At 68.6% G+C, this 14,514-nt stretch carries 11 protein-coding genes; 6 read left to right on the forward strand and 5 right to left on the reverse strand.

All coding sequences use genetic code 11. The features are described from left to right. Positions 1-78: 78 nt before the first annotated feature. Complete coding sequence (locus FB547_RS18265; protein WP_012748393.1) at positions 79-1,050, reverse strand: TRAP transporter substrate-binding protein; 972 nt, start codon at positions 1,048-1,050, stop codon at positions 79-81. A 64-nt stretch (positions 1,051-1,114) separates the two neighbouring features. Next, positions 1,115-2,131, reverse strand: coding sequence for a D-erythronate dehydrogenase (gene denD, locus FB547_RS18270; RefSeq protein ID WP_186454200.1), 1,017 nt, complete (start codon positions 2,129-2,131; stop codon positions 1,115-1,117). A 68-nt stretch (positions 2,132-2,199) separates the two neighbouring features. On the opposite strand from denD, the gene FB547_RS18275 reads away from it, so the two are divergent. The 4 genes from FB547_RS18275 to FB547_RS18290 all read left to right on the forward strand — a co-directional run bounded on the left by FB547_RS18275 (position 2,200) and on the right by FB547_RS18290 (position 9,043). Beyond that, positions 2,200-3,105: a LysR family transcriptional regulator gene (locus tag FB547_RS18275; protein WP_145744656.1), complete on the forward strand. Its 906-nt coding sequence runs from the start codon at positions 2,200-2,202 to the stop codon at positions 3,103-3,105. A 91-nt stretch (positions 3,106-3,196) separates the two neighbouring features. Next, positions 3,197-4,012, forward strand: a complete 816-nt coding sequence (locus tag FB547_RS18280) for a putative hydro-lyase (protein WP_145744657.1) — start codon at positions 3,197-3,199, stop codon at positions 4,010-4,012. 39 nt (positions 4,013-4,051) lie between these two features. Further along, complete coding sequence (locus FB547_RS18285) at positions 4,052-5,344, forward strand: MFS transporter (protein ID WP_145744658.1); 1,293 nt, start codon at positions 4,052-4,054, stop codon at positions 5,342-5,344. A gap of 42 nt (positions 5,345-5,386) precedes the next feature. Beyond that, positions 5,387-9,043 (forward strand): hydantoinase B/oxoprolinase family protein, encoded by a 3,657-nt coding sequence (locus FB547_RS18290; protein WP_145744659.1) that lies wholly within the window; start codon positions 5,387-5,389, stop codon positions 9,041-9,043. Positions 9,044-9,296: 253 nt separating this feature from the next. Here FB547_RS18290 and FB547_RS18295 read toward each other — a convergent pair whose 3' ends face one another. Further along, positions 9,297-11,000: an electron transfer flavoprotein-ubiquinone oxidoreductase gene (locus FB547_RS18295; protein WP_145744660.1), complete on the reverse strand. Its 1,704-nt coding sequence runs from the start codon at positions 10,998-11,000 to the stop codon at positions 9,297-9,299. A 116-nt stretch (positions 11,001-11,116) separates the two neighbouring features. Between FB547_RS18295 and FB547_RS18300 the strand changes: the two genes are divergently transcribed. Further along, positions 11,117-11,899, forward strand: coding sequence for an SDR family oxidoreductase (locus tag FB547_RS18300; RefSeq protein WP_145744662.1), 783 nt, complete (start codon positions 11,117-11,119; stop codon positions 11,897-11,899). Positions 11,900-11,921: 22 nt separating this feature from the next. Beyond that, entirely contained in the window at positions 11,922-12,344 is a 423-nt protein-coding gene (locus tag FB547_RS18305) for an acyl-CoA thioesterase (protein WP_145744664.1), read from the forward strand. A 9-nt stretch (positions 12,345-12,353) separates the two neighbouring features. On the opposite strand, the gene FB547_RS18310 is transcribed toward FB547_RS18305, so the two are convergent. Continuing rightward, on the reverse strand, positions 12,354-13,706 hold the full coding sequence (locus FB547_RS18310; RefSeq protein ID WP_145744666.1) for a sensor histidine kinase: 1,353 nt from the start codon (positions 13,704-13,706) through the stop codon (positions 12,354-12,356). Beyond that, positions 13,703-14,377, reverse strand: coding sequence for a response regulator transcription factor (locus tag FB547_RS18315; protein WP_145744667.1), 675 nt, complete (start codon positions 14,375-14,377; stop codon positions 13,703-13,705). Before FB547_RS18315 ends, FB547_RS18310 begins: the two co-directional genes overlap by 4 nt. Positions 14,378-14,514 lie beyond the last annotated feature (137 nt).

The raw sequence follows: 14,514 nt of genomic DNA on the forward strand, positions 1-14,514 counted from the left end.
ACTCGCGTTCAAAACAAAAAAGCCCGCCAGACCGGTCTGGGCGGGCGGGGGCATGCCGCCGGGCGGCGGCAGCCGGGGTTACTTGTAGTCGCGGATCTTGTCGAGATTGGCCTTGCCGAAGTCCTTCTCGAACTGCGCATTCACCGGAGCGAGCGCGGCCACGAACTTGGCCTTGTCGACATTCTCGATCACGGTCATGCCCTTGGCGCGCAGGTCGGCCACGCCCTTGGCGTCGTCCTCGTCCACGCGGGCGCGGTTGGCCTTGGTGCCTTCCTTGGCGGCGTCGAGGAAGGCCTGCTTGTCGGCCGCGCTGAGCTTGTCGAACGAGGCCTTGTTCATCAGGAAGATGCAGGGCGAATAGACGTGGCCCGTGAGCGAAAGATGCTTTTGCACCTGGTCGAACTTGGCGGAGATGATCACCGGCAGCGGGTTCTCCTGGCCGTCGACCGTGCCCTGCTGCAGCGCGGTGAACACCTCGGGGAAGGCCATGGGCGTGGTGATGATGCCGAAACCCTTGTAGGCGGCGATGTGCACCGGGTTCTCCATGGTGCGCATCTTCAGGCCCTTGAGGTCTTCGGGCGCCTTCACGTCGCGCTTGCTGTTGGTCATGTGGCGGAAGCCGTTCTCGGCCCAGGCCAGCGCCTTGAAGCCCTTGGCGTCGAACTTGGTGAGCAGGTCCTGGCCGATCGGGCCGTCGAGCACGGCGCGCGCATGGGCCTTGTCGCGGAACAGGAAGGGCACGTCGAGGATCTTGGTCTCGGGCACGAAATTGGGCACCGGGCCGGTCGAGGAGAACGCGAGTTCCTGCGTGCCCAGCTGCACCGCCTCGATCGATTCGCGCTCGCCGCCGAGCGAGCCGTTGTAGAAGGTCTGGACCTTGTAGCGGCCGCCCGTGCGCTTTTCGACTTCCTTGGCGAAGGTGTCGATGGCCACGCCCTGGTGCGAGTTCTGCGCGGTCGAGATGCTGATCTTCATGGTCGTCTGCGCAAAGGCCGCGCAGGCCATGCCCATGCCCAGAACCAGGCCAGCGGCCAGTCGGGTCAATTTCATTCTTCTGTCTCCTGAGATGGAAAGGGGGGTGTCGCAAAGCGTCGGCTTCGCGCGCAACCGATGACTATGCCGCAATAACCAGTTTGACTGCGTCGGGATTTTCACGGACGTAATCGCGAATGACCGCCTCGAAGCTGGCGTCGGGCACGAGCCCGAGCTTGCCGGCGCGCGCGGTTTTGATGCGCCCGGGCCAGGTCTTCACGATGCGCTGGATAACCGGATCGGGCGTGCGGTCGAGCAGATCGGTGGCCGCCTTGCCGGCCACGCGTTCGAGCGCGGCGGCCATTTCGCCCACCGTGGTGGAAAGCGAGGGCAGGTTGAGCGCGGTGCGCGGTCCCCATTCGGCATCGCTGGCCTGCGCGGCGCGCAGGATGCCTTCGACGGTGCGCGCCGGCGACGCGATGGCCACCGGCGTCTCGTCGGGCACCGGGCAGGCGGCGCGGATGCCCGCGAGCGGCTCGCGGATCATGCCGCTGAAAAAGCCCGAGGCCGCGCCGTTGGGCCGGCCGGGGCGCACGCTCACCGTCATCAGCCGCACGCTGCGCCCGCGCACGAAGCCCTTGCGCGTGTAGTCGGCCACCAGCTGCTCGCCGATGAATTTCTGGATGCCGTAGCTGGTCTGCGGCGTCGGCAGCGTGTGGTCCTCGATCACCGGCGGCAGCGGCTGCTCGGGCGAGTCGCCGAACACTGCGAGCGAGCTGGCAAACACCAGCAGCGGCCGGGTGCCCACGGCGCGCGCCTTCTCGAGCAGCGCATGCGTGGCGGCGAAGTTGCTGCGCATGCCCAGGTCGAAGTCGGCCTCGCATTCGCCGCTGACGGCTGCGGCCAGGTGAAAGATGGCGTCGGCCTCGCGCCAGGGCGCCGCATCGGACGAGGCCAGCTGTTCGTTCATGTCGCCGAGCGCGGTGGCGATGCGCGGCTCGGCCGCCAGGTCGGCCGGCGGCGCGGCGCGGTCGACCAGCGTGATGCGGGAAATGGTGCGTGCCGGCGCACCCGCCAGCGAAAGCTCGCCCTGCTTCAGCAGGGTGCGGGCAAGGCGTGCGCCCAGGAAGCCGGCGCCGCCCGTGATGACGATCTGCATGGTGGTCTTGTCTCCTTCGCCAACGAGCATAGCGCAGCGAAGGGCGCGGCTCAGGCGACACTTGCACCATGAACCTGCGATTCGTCGAAGCCTTCCATTGGGCCGTGGCGCTCAAGAGCGTCACCCGTGCGGCCGAGAAGCTGCACCTCACGCAGTCGGCGCTGTCCAGCCGCATCGCCGCGCTCGAACGCGAGCTGGGCGTGCTGCTGCTCGACCGGCGCGACAAGCAGTTCCGCCTCACGGTGGCGGGGCAGCGCTTCCATGCCTTTGCGCAGAAGCTGCTCGAGATGCAGATGCACATCAAGGCCGAGATGGGCTCGGGCACGGTGCGCGAGGCCGTGCTGCGCGTGGGCGCCATCGAATCGGTGGTGCACAGCTGGCTGACCGGCTGGCTCAAGCACATGCAGGCGACGCATCCGGACTTCGAGCTGGAGCTCACCGTCGAAACCACGCCGGTGCTGGTCGATCAGCTGCAGCGCGGCAAGCAGGACCTGGTGTTCGCCGCGCTGCCGGCCGCCGGGGACGGCGTGCGCACCCGCGCCGTGCCGCCGATGCCCATGTGCTTCGTCGGCCACCGCGAGCTGCACCTGAAGCGGCGCTACCGCCTGCCGGACCTGCTGTCGCTCGACCTGCTGACCTTCCAGCGCGGCTCGCAGCCGCATGTGGCGCTGCTCGAGCTGTTCCGCGAAGCCGGCAGCCCGCCGCCGCGCGTGCATGCGATTTCGTCGATCTCGGCGATGGCGCAGCTGGTGGAGGCGGGCTTCGGCGTGGCCGCGCTGCCGCGCGCGGTGGTCGAGCCGCTGGCGCGGCGCCTGCCGCTGCGCGTGTTGCCTTGCGACGTGACGCTGGAGCCGCTGCCCATCTACGCGAGCTACCGCGACGACCCCTCGTCTCCGCTGCCGGAGGCCGCGCTGGGCTCCGCCGTGGTGCATGCCTCGCACCGCATGGGGTCATCGAAAAAATCGATGAGTTGAGAAAGAAACTTTGCGTTGGCGTTCGTGAGCGCGGATTCCCACAATCCGGCGCATCACACCACAGCGATGCCTCGGGCATCGGAAACGCCAAATGTCGAACCGTCCATCCTTCGCAGAACAGCCCGGCGCAGGCAGCAGCGCACTGGCCGTGCGCCAAGCCTGCCGCAGCGGTGCGCTGAGCTCCCACACCAGCGGGCTCGCAAGCGCCCATGTGCAGGGCAACCTCGTGATCCTGCCGCGGGTGCATGCGGCCGACTTCCTGCGCTTCTGCCAGGCCAACCCCAAGCCGTGCCCCTTGCTCGGCGTCTCGGAAGCCGGTGACCCGGCGCTGCCGGCGCTCGGCGAGGACATCGACATCCGCACCGACCTGCCGCGCTACCGCGTGTGGCGTGACGGCATCCTGGCGGACGAACCCACCGACGTGCGCGCGCTCTGGAGCGACGACCTGGTGAGCTTCGTCATCGGCTGCTCCTTCACCTTCGAGCATGCGCTGATGGCCGAAGGCATCGTGCTTCGCCACGTGGCGCAGGGCCGCAACGTGGCGATGTACCGCACCTCGGTGGCCACCACGCCGGCCGGTGCCTTCCATGGGCCGATGGTGGTGTCGATGCGCCCGCTGCGCGCGGCCGATGCCATTCGTGCGGTGCAGATCACCTCGCGCTTTCCGGCCGTGCACGGCGCGCCGGTGCACATCGGCAACCCGGCGCTGATCGGCATCCGCTCGATTGCCGACCCCGACTACGGCGACGCGGTCGAGGTGATGCCCGATGAGCTGCCCGTGTTCTGGGCCTGCGGCGTCACGCCCCAGGCCGCGCTGGCCGCCGCCCGCCTGCCATTCGCCATCACGCATGCGCCGGGCTCGATGTTGGTGACCGATCTGCTGCATCACAGCCTGGCCGCGTTCTAGCTCCGCCGTTTTCACCCATTCATACCTGGAGACAAAACCATGAAAACCACCCTCGATGCCACCCAGGCGGGCGACGCCGCACCAGCCGAAGGCAGCTGGCTGCGCACGCTCAACCCGAACGAGAAACGCACGCTCGCCGCATCCTTCAGCGGCTACGCGGTAGACGCCTTCGACTACTACACGCTGCCGCTGGTCACGCCTATCCTGCTGTCGCTGTGGGGCATGAGCAAGACCGAGGTGGGGCTGATCGGCACGGCCACGCTGGTGGCCTCGGCCATCGGCGGCTGGGTGGCCGGCATCCTGGCCGACAGGTATGGCCGCGTGCGCATCCTGCAGCTCACGATCCTGGTGTTCGCGATCTTCACCTTTGCCTGCGGCCTCGCGCAGACACCCGAGCAGTTGCTGGTCGCCCGCACGCTGCAGGGCCTGGGCTTCGGCGGCGAATGGGCGGTGGGCTCGGTACTCATCGCCGAGATGATCCGGCCTGCCTACCGGGGCAAGGCGGTGGGGCTGGTGCAGAGCAGCTGGGCCGTGGGCTGGGGCGCGGCGGTGCTGGTGTCGATGGCGCTGTTCTCGTTCCTGCCGCCGGAGTATTCGTGGCGCGCGATGTTCATGCTGGGCCTGCTGCCGGCGCTTTTGATCGTGTTCATCCGCCGCTCCATCCGCGACCCGGAAATCTACGTGCAGAGCCGTGCCGCGGTGGCGCGCGGCGAGCGCAGCGGCAATTTCCTCGCGATCTTCAAGCCCGGCATGCTGGGCACCACGGTGCTCGCGAGCCTGCTGTTCACCGGCATGCAGGGCGGCTATTACGCGATCGGCGTCTGGCTGCCCACCTTCCTCAAGAACGAGCGCCATCTCACGGTGCTGAGTTCGGGCGGCTACCAGTTCATGTTCATCATCGGCGCCTTCATCGGCTACCTGTGCGGCGCCTACCTGTCGGACCGGCTCGGGCGCCGCCGCGCCTTCATCCTGTTCGCGGTGGGCGCCGGATCGCTGGTCTATGCCTACACGCTGCTGCCCATCACCGACGGCCTGATGCTGCTGCTCGGCTTTCCGCTCGGCTTCTTCATGTCGGGCATCTTCAGCGGCGCAGGTGCCTTCCTGGCCGAGCTCTTCCCCAATGAGCTGCGCGGCTCCGGGCAAGGCTTTTGCTACAACTTCGGGCGTGGCATCGGCGCCACCTTTCCGGCGCTGGTCGGTGTGCTGAGCGACCGCATGCATCTTTCGCTGGGCACGGCCATCGGCGTGTGCGCCGCGGTGGCCTACGCCATGGTGGTGATCGTGGCGCTGTGCCTGCCCGAGACGCGCGGGCGCGACCTGCGGCAGAACTGATCCGGACCGCCATTCCCTTTTTGCGAAGACTCTTCCTTTCCCATGACCACGCATTCCCTTCTCCCGTCCCGCTGGCAGTTCTGGATCGACCGCGGCGGCACCTTCACCGACCTGGTCGGCCGCGACCCCGAGGGCGGCCTGCACACGCTCAAGCTGCTGTCCGAGAACCCCGAGCAGTACAAGGACGCCGCCGTCGAAGGCATCCGCCGCCTGCTGAAGCTCGCGCCCGCCGAGGCCGTGACCCCCGAGCGCGTCGAGTGCGTGAAGATGGGCACCACGGTGGCCACCAACGCACTGCTGGAGCGCAAGGGCGAGCCCACGGTGCTGGTCACCACGGCGGGCTTTCGCGATGCGCTGCGCATCGCCACGCAGGCGCGTCCGCGGCTGTTCGACCGCCGCATCGTGCTGCCGGAGCTGCTCTACGAGCGCGTGATCGAGGCTGGCGAACGCATGGATGCGCAGGGCGGCGTCGTGCAGCCGCTCGACGAGGACGCATTGCGCGCCGAACTGCAGGAGTCCTTCGATGCCGGCCTGCGCGCCTGCGCCATCGTCTTCATGCACGGCTGGCGCCACACCGCGCACGAGGCGGCGGCCGAGCGCATCGCGCGCGCCATCGGCTTCACGCAGGTGTCGGTCTCGCACAAGACAAGCCCGCTCATGAAGCTGGTGCCGCGCGGCGACACCACGGTGGTCGACGCCTACCTGAGCCCGATCCTGCGGCGCTACGTGGAGCAGGTGTCGCGCCAGATGCCTGGCGTGCCGCTGTTCTTCATGCAGAGCTCGGGCGGGCTCACGCAGGCCGACCGCTTCCAGGGCAAGGACGCGATCCTCTCGGGCCCGGCGGGCGGCATCGTCGGCATGGTGCGCACCGCGATCGATGCCGGCCATCCGCGCGTGATCGGTTTCGACATGGGCGGCACTTCCACCGACGTCTCGCATTACGCCGGCGAGTTCGAGCGCTCCTTCGAAACCCAGGTGGCCGGCGTGCGCATGCGCGCGCCGATGATGAGCATCCACACCGTGGCCGCGGGCGGCGGCTCGGTCATCGCCTTCGACGGCGCGCGGCTGCGCGTGGGGCCGGAGTCGGCCGGCGCCAACCCCGGGCCGGCCAGCTACCGGCGCGGCGGTCCGCTCACCACCACCGATGCGAACGTGCTGCTCGGCAAGATCCAGCCTTCGCACTTTCCGCGTGTGTTCGGCCCCAACGCCGATGAACCGCTCGACCTGGCGGCCGCGCGGCGCGGCTTCGAAACCATGGCGCGCCGCATGTCGGAAGCCACGGGCCGCACCGTGAGCGCCGAGGAAGTGGCGAGCGGCGCGCTGCGCATCGCCGTAGCCAGCATGGCCAACGCCATCAAGCGCATCTCGGTGGCGCGCGGCTACGACGTCACGCAGTACACGCTGCAGTGCTTCGGCGGCGCCGGCGGCCAGCACGCCTGCCTGGTGGCCGATGCGCTGGGCATGCGCAGCGTCTACCTGCATCCGCTGGCGGGCGTGCTCTCGGCCTTCGGCATGGGGCTGGCCGACCAGCTCGCGATGCGCGAACTCGCGCTGGAACGCCGGCTCGATGCGCAAGGCCTGGCGGCGGCGCGCGAGGCGGCGGGTTCGCTGGCGGCGCAGGCCAAAGGAGAACTGCGCGAGCAGGGCATGGCCGATGCAGCCATTGCCACGGTGCACCGCGTGCAGCTGCGCTACGAGGGCACCGACACCGCGCTGGCCTGCGCGCTGCCCATGGCGGGTTCGGCCGGCGAGGCGATTGCCGCGATGCGCGAAGAGTTCGAAGCCGGCTATCGCCGCCGCTTCGCCTTCCTGATGGCCGAACGGGCGCTCGTGATCGAAGCCGTGACGGTCGAAGCCGTGGGCGCCGGCGAGCGCGCCGCGGCGCCGGCCGCGCAGGCCGAAGCGGCCTCGCATGCACCGGAGCCGCTGGCGGCCGTGCGCATGTACTGCGAGGCCGACGAAGAAGCCGCGGGCTGGCGCGACGCCGCGCTGTTCGACGAGGCGGCGCTCAAGCCCGGCGCCTCCATCGACGGTCCCGCCATCCTCGCGGGCCGCAATGCCACCACGGTGATCGAGCCCGGCTGGCAGGCGCGCGCCACCGCGGCCGGCATCGAGCTGCACCGCGTGCGCCCGCGCGTGGCCGCGCAGGCCCTGGGCACCAGCGCCGATCCGGTGATGCTCGAGGTGTTCAACAACCTCTTCATGAACATTGCCGAGCAGATGGGCCTGCGGCTGCAGAACACGGCCTACTCGGTGAACATCAAGGAACGGCTCGACTTCTCCTGCGCGTTGTTCGACGTGCAGGGCAAGCTGATCGCCAATGCGCCGCACATGCCGGTGCACCTGGGCTCGATGAGCGAGTCGATCAAGACGGTGATCGACGGCAACCCCGGCATGAAGCCGGGCGACGTCTTCGTGCTGAACGACCCCTACCACGGCGGCACGCACCTGCCCGACATCACGGTGGTCACGCCGGTGTACCTGGGAGCGAGCGATGCGCGGCCCTCGTTCTACGTGGCGTCGCGCGGCCACCATGCCGACGTGGGCGGCATCACGCCGGGCTCGATGCCGCCGTTCTCCGCCACCATCGGCGACGAGGGCGTGCTGATCGACAACTTCAAGCTGGTGGAGGGCGGCCGCCTGCGCGAGGCCGAGCTGCGCGCGCTGCTGGCCAGCGGCGCGCATCCCTCACGCAATATCGAGCAGAACCTGGCCGACCTGCGCGCGCAGATCGCCGCCAACGAGAAGGGCGTGCAGGAGCTGCAGGCCATGGTCGCGCAGTTCGGCCGCGAGACCGTGGCCGCCTACATGGCCCACGTGCAGGACAACGCCGAGGAATCGGTGCGCCGCGTCATCACGGCGCTGAGGAACGGCGAGTTCACGCTGCCGCTGGACAACGGCGCGCAGATCCGCGTGCGGGTCACGGTCGATGCCGTCGCGCGCTCGGCCACGGTCGACTTCACCGGCACCAGCGCGCAGCTGCCCAACAACTTCAATGCGCCGCGGGCCATCACCATGGCGGCCGTGCTGTACGTGTTCCGCACGCTGGTGGACGACGACATCCCGCTCAACGCGGGCTGCCTCAAGCCCATCGAGGTGATCGTGCCGGACGGCTGCATGCTCAATCCGCTGCCGCCGGCCGCGGTGGTGGCGGGCAACGTCGAAACCTCGAGCTGCGTGACCAATGCGCTCTACGGCGCGCTGGGCGTGATGGCCGCGAGCCAGTGCACCATGAACAACTTCACCTTCGGCGACGGCGAGCACCAGTACTACGAAACCATCTCGGGCGGCTCCGGCGCGGGCCCGGGCTTCGATGGCACGAGCGTGGTGCAGACCCACATGACCAACTCGCGCCTGACCGACCCCGAGGTGCTCGAATTCCGCTACCCGGTGCGCCTGGACAGCTACCGCCTGCGCACCGGCTCGGGTGGGGCGGGCCGCTGGCGTGGCGGCGACGGCGGCGTGCGGCGCGTGCGCTTCCTGGCGCCGATGACGGCATCGATCCTCAGCAATGGCCGGCTCTACGGTGCCTTCGGCGGTGCGGGTGGGGAGGCTGGTGCGGTGGGCATCAACCGTGTCGAACGGGCCGATGGGACGGTCGAGACGTTGGATCACATCGGACAGGTGCAGATGGCACCGGGGGACGTGTTCGTGATCGAGACACCCGGTGGGGGAGGGTGGGGCGAAGCTGGGCGCTGAACTGTGCGTTCTGTCGGCGGGGGTGCGCTCCCGCCGACGGGGTACCTTGCTCCGCGAATGTCCTCCGGCCTGCGGCCTCCCCCTTGATTTCGCTGCGCAAGGCACCCCACCGACGGGAGCGTTATGCGCAGCGGTCGTTGATCAGCGGTACACCGGCGCCGTGGCCTGTGCACGCACCCCGAACAAGAGCGCACAACAACCAACAAAAAGCAAAAAGCCCTCCGAAGAGGGCTTCCAAGAAGGTAGAGAAGCCTCACATCCCCACGTAATTCGGCCCGCCGCCCCCTTCAGGCGTGACCCACACGATGTTCTGCGTCGGGTCCTTGATGTCGCAGGTCTTGCAGTGCACGCAGTTCTGCGCGTTGATCTGCAGGCGCTGCTTGCCCGCGCTGGCCTCGTCGGGCACGAACTCGTACACGCCGGCCGGGCAGTAGCGGCTTTCGGGGCCCGCGAACTTCGAGAGGTTGATGTTCACCGGCACCGACGCGTCCTTGAGCGTCAGGTGCGCCGGCTGCTGCTCCTCGTGGTTGGTGTTGCTGATGAACACGCTCGAGAGGCGGTCGAAGGTCAGCTTGCCGTCCGGCTTGGGATAGGCGATGGGCTTGCACTCCGCCGCGGGCTTGAGGTACAGGTGGTCGGGCTTGTGGCGGTGCAGGGTCCATGGAATATGACCCTTCAACAGCCACTGCTCGATGCCGTTCATGAAGGTGGCAATGCCCAGCCCCTTCTTGAACCAGGCCTTGAAGTTGCGCGCCTTGTTCAGCTCGGTGTAGAGCCAGCTCTTCTCGAAGGCGGCCGGGTAGGCCGTGAGCTCGTCGTGCTGGCGGCCGGCCTGCACCGCGTCGAAGGCGGCTTCGGCGGCCAGCATGCCGGTCTTGATGGCGGCGTGGCTGCCCTTGATGCGGCTCACGTTGAGGTAGCCGGCCTCGCAGCCGACCAGCGCGCCGCCCGGGAACACCGTCTTGGGCAGCGACATCAGGCCGCCGGCCGTGATGGCGCGCGCGCCGTAGCCGATGCGCTTGGCGGGCTTGATGCCCTGGGCCTCGTCGCCTTCGAGGTACCAGCGGATGTTGGGGTGCAGCTTCCAGCGCTGCATTTCCTCGAACGGGCTCAGGTAGGGGTTGCTGTAGTCCAGGCCGGTGATGAAGCCCATGGTGACCTTGTTGTCTTCCATGTGGTAGAGGAAGGCGCCGCCGTAGGTGTCGCTCTTCATCGGCCAGCCGGCGGTGTGCAGCACGAAGCCGGGCTGGTGGCGCTTGGGGTCGATCTCCCACACTTCCTTCACGCCCAGGCCGTAGGTCTGCGGATCCTTGCCCTCGTCGAGCTTGAATCTGGCGATCAGCTGGCGGCCCAGGTGGCCGCGCGCGCCTTCGGCAAACACCGTGTACTTGCCCAGCAGCTCCATGCCGAGCTGGAAGTTCTCGGTGGGTTCGCCGTCCTTGCCCACGCCCATGTTGCCGGTGGCCACGCCGCGCACCGAGCCGTTCTCGTTGTAGAGCACCTCGGCCGCCGGGAAGCCCGGGAAGATCTCCACCCCCATGTTCTCGGCCTGCTGCGCGAGCCACTTGGTGAAGGCGCCCAGGCTGATGATGTAGTTGCCGTGGTTCTGGAAGCAGGCCGGCAGGAAGAGGTTGGGCGTGCGCAGGCCCGACTTCTCGCCGAGGAACACCATGGCGTCGTCGGTGACGGGCTGGTTGAGCGGGGCGCCCAGTTCCTTCCAGTCGGGCAGCAGCTCGTTGAGCGCGCGCGGGTCCATGATGGCGCCCGAGAGGATGTGCGCGCCGGGCTCGGAGCCCTTTTCGAGCACCACCACCGAGATTTCCTTTTCATGATGGGCGGCCAACTGCTTGAGCCGGATGGCGGTCGAGAGGCCGGCCGGGCCGCCGCCGACGACGACCACGTCATATTCCATGGATTCGCGGGGGCCGAACTGGGCGAGGATTTCGTCGTGGGTCATGTGGGTCTCGTCGATAATGATTTGAGGCTCGGACGCCTCGAGGGCGCGAAACATTTTATGTGGAGTGCCGGGCGTCGCCTCGGCGACTCGGCAACGGCTCAACAGGACCCCCTTTCATGGCTTACAGCATCGATCTTTCGGGCCGCGTGGCCTTCGTCACCGGCGCTTCCAGCGGACTGGGTGCACAGTTTGCCAAGACGCTGGCGCGCGCCGGCGCCGCAGTGGTGCTCGCGAGCCGCCGGCTCGAGAAACTGAAGGAGCTGCGCGCCCGCATCGAGGGCGAGGGCGGCGACGCGCATGCGGTCGAGCTCGACGTCACCGACATCGGCAGCATCAAGGCTGCCGTGGCGCGCGCCGAAACCGAGGTCGGCCCCATCGACATCCTGGTCAACAACTCGGGCGTGAGCACCACCCAGCGCCTGCAGGACGTCAAGCCCGACGACTACGACTACATCTTCGACACCAACGTGAAGGGCTCCTTCTTCGTCGCGCAGGAAGTGGGCAAGCGCATGCTGGCACGCGCCGACGGTTCGGCGCCCGGCACCTACATCGGCGGGCGCATCATCAACATCGCCTCGGTGGCGGCGCTCAAGGTGCTGCCGCAGATCGGCACCTACTGCATGAGCAAGGCCGCGGTGGTGCAGATGACCAAGGCCATGGCGCTCGAATGGGGCCGCTTCGGCATCAACGTGAATGCGCTGTGCCCGGGCTACATCACGACCGAGCTCAACGAGGACCACTGGGCCTCCGAGGGCGGCGCCAAGCTCGTGAACATGCTGCCGCGCAAGCGCGTGGGCAAGCCCGAAGACCTCGACGGCCTGATCGTGCTGCTGGCCAGCGGCCAGAGCCATTTCGTGAACGGCGCGGTCATTGCGGCCGACGACGGGTTCGCGCTCTGATCCTTTCCATCAAAGCCCACCGATGAGAATCGAAATCCCCGAGGAGAAAAAGTTCGTGTTCGAGATGTCCATCCCCATCCGCTGGGGCGACATGGACGCCATGGGCCACCTCAACAACGGCACCTACTTCCGCTACCTCGAAACTGCGCGCATCGACTGGATCCGCTCGCTCGGCATCGAGCCCGCGCCGGGCGGCGAAGGCATGGTGATCGTCAACGCCTTCTGCAATTTCTACCGCCAGATCGAATATCCCGGCGACGTGCTGCTCAAGATGTACGTGAGCGATCCGGCACGCACCACCTTCGAGAGCTGGGCCACCATGGCGCGCGCCGAGGCGCCCGAGGTGATCTGCGCGGCCGGCGGGGCCACCACGATCTGGGTCGACTTTCCGAAGCAGAAGGCGCTGCCCTTGCCCGACTGGCTGCGCGCGGTGGTGAGCGAGTAGGCCTGGCCGCTAGGCCGGCCGCAGCACGATGCGCGCCTCGAAGCCGTGGGCGGCGCCGGGCGGGGGCGATGCCAGTTCGAGCCTGGCGCCATGCTTCTCGACGATCGTGCCCACGATCGACAGCCCCAGTCCGTAGCCCGCGCGATCGGAGCTGTGGCGCACATGGCGCTGCTGCAGCGTGGCGAGCTGCGCGGCGCTGACGCCCGCGCCGAAGTCGCGCACCGCGAGCGTGCAGGGCGCCATCACCTCGATCACCACGCGGCCGCTGCCGCCGTAGCGCAGCGCGTTTTCCACCAGGTTGCGCAGCGCGATCGCCAGCGCGTCGACGTCGCCCGAGGCAACCGGCGCGGCGTCGTCGGGCACCTTGAGCGCGAGCCGCTCGCTGATCTGCGGGTCGTTCCAGAAGTCCTGCGCCACGGCACCGGCCAGCTGCACCAGGTCGACCCGTGCGCGAGCGAGCGAGGCGGCCGATTCCGCGCGCGAGAGCTGCAGCAGCTTCTCGGTGCGGTGGCTGAGCATCTGCAGCGCATCGAGCGCCGCCTGCACGTCGTTGCGCTGCAGGTCGTGCTCGAGCGCGGTCTGCAGCCGCAGCCGTGCGGCGGCCAGCGGTGTTCGCAGCTCGTGCGCCGCGTTGGCGGCCAGCGCGCGCTCGACGTCCAGCGAGTGCGACAGGCGTTCCAGCAGGCTGTTGACGTGGTCGCCGACCGCGCGCAGCTCGTACGGCAGGCCGGGCAGCGTGATGGGGCGCAGGTCGGAGCCGCTGCGCTTCTCGATCTCGCCTGCGAGCTGCTGCAGCACGCGCAGCTCGTTGCGGGCCACCCTGCGCAGCACCAGCGCCAGCAGCGGCAGCACGGCACCCAGCGGAATGATCAGCCCGAACAGCGTGCGGTTCAGCGCCGAGCGCCGCTCGTCAAGCGGATCGGCCACCTGGAAGTAAAGGCCCAGCGTGGGATGCCGCACCGTATAGATGCGCCAGGTCTGGTTGTTGGCGAAGCCCGCGGCCAGCGGCACGTCGAAGGCATCGGTGGGCGCCTCGGCCGAGCGCAGCAGCACGTGCTCGTGGATGTCCACCACCTGGTACATCACAGCGTCTTCCGAGAACAATTGCTTGGGCGCGATCATTGGCGCGTCCGGCGTGGCGCCCGAATGCTGCAGCTTGCCGAGCTCTTGCAGCGCCATGTCGAACATGCGGTGCGAGACCTCGACCAGTTCGTTGTCGAAGTTGTGGTTGATCTCGCGGTCCACGTACCAGACCACGGCCAGCACGCAGAGCATCCACACGCCGCCGACCCAGAGGATCAGTGTGCGCGTCAGGCGGCCGGCCAGCGTGTCGCGGTCGTCCTTCGGGCGTGCCGCGGTCATTCGTCGTCGCCCGACGAGGTCGACAGCCGGTAGCCCAGGCCGCGCAGCGTCTGGATGTGGTTCTTGCCCAGCTTGCGCCGCAGGCGGCTGATGAACACTTCGAGCGTGTTGCTGTCGGCCTCGTCGCCGAAGCCGTAGAGCGCGTCGGCCAGGTTCTCGCGCGTGTGGATGCGCTCGGGCCGCGTGGCCATCACGCGCAGCAGGGCCCATTCCTTCTGCGTGAGGACGACCGGGTTGCCGTCCTTGCGGACCCTGTCCTGCGCCAGGTCGATCTCCAGTGTTCCCAGGCGCAGCACTGGCGAGCTGCCGGCGCTGCGCCGCCGCTCCACCGCGCGCAGCCGGGCCAGCAGTTCGGCCGGGTCGTAGGGCTTGATGAGGTAGTCGTCGGCGCCGGCGTCGAGCCCGCGGATGCGGTCGGTGACCTGGTCGCGCGCCGTCAGCACGATGACGATGGGCGGCTCGCGCAGCGCGCGCACCTGGGGCAGCAGCGACAGGCCGTCGCCGTCGCCCAGGTGCAGGTCGAGCAGCACGGCGGCGTACTGCACCGAGAGCAGGGCGCCGCGTGCCTCGGCGAGGCTGGACGCCACGTCGACCACGAATGCCTTCGCAACCAGGTAGCTGCAGACGGCGTCTGCCAACGCACTGTCATCTTCGACGAGCAATATGCGCACGCGATGGGGTCTTTCAAAAAAAACGCAGTCTAGCGCCGACTGTCGCGGGGCCGGGCGGCGTCAGTTTCCGTTCAGGGCCGCTTCAGGCTCGGTTCAGGCCACGAACGTAGGCTCTGGGGGTTTTCAGGCTTGCAGGT

It is taken from the genome of Variovorax beijingensis (assembly GCF_007828835.1).
Lineage (GTDB): Bacteria > Pseudomonadota > Gammaproteobacteria > Burkholderiales > Burkholderiaceae_C > Variovorax > Variovorax beijingensis_A.

Excerpts from the sequence above, each read along its gene's own strand:
- FB547_RS18300 (WP_145744662.1), top strand. The coding sequence starts at position 11,117 with ATGGCTTACAGCATCGATCTTTCGGGCCGCGTGGCCTTCGTCACCGGC.
- FB547_RS18295 (WP_145744660.1), bottom strand. The coding sequence starts at position 11,000 with ATGACCCACGACGAAATCCTCGCCCAGTTCGGCCCCCGCGAATCCATG.
- FB547_RS18310 (WP_145744666.1), bottom strand. The coding sequence starts at position 13,706 with ATGACCGCGGCACGCCCGAAGGACGACCGCGACACGCTGGCCGGCCGC.
- FB547_RS18280 (WP_145744657.1), top strand. The coding sequence starts at position 3,197 with ATGTCGAACCGTCCATCCTTCGCAGAACAGCCCGGCGCAGGCAGCAGC.
- FB547_RS18285 (WP_145744658.1), top strand. The coding sequence starts at position 4,052 with ATGAAAACCACCCTCGATGCCACCCAGGCGGGCGACGCCGCACCAGCC.
- FB547_RS18305 (WP_145744664.1), top strand. The coding sequence starts at position 11,922 with ATGAGAATCGAAATCCCCGAGGAGAAAAAGTTCGTGTTCGAGATGTCC.
- FB547_RS18265 (WP_012748393.1), bottom strand. The coding sequence starts at position 1,050 with ATGAAATTGACCCGACTGGCCGCTGGCCTGGTTCTGGGCATGGGCATG.
- FB547_RS18275 (WP_145744656.1), top strand. The coding sequence starts at position 2,200 with ATGAACCTGCGATTCGTCGAAGCCTTCCATTGGGCCGTGGCGCTCAAG.
- FB547_RS18290 (WP_145744659.1), top strand. The coding sequence starts at position 5,387 with ATGACCACGCATTCCCTTCTCCCGTCCCGCTGGCAGTTCTGGATCGAC.
- denD (WP_186454200.1), bottom strand. The coding sequence starts at position 2,131 with ATGCAGATCGTCATCACGGGCGGCGCCGGCTTCCTGGGCGCACGCCTT.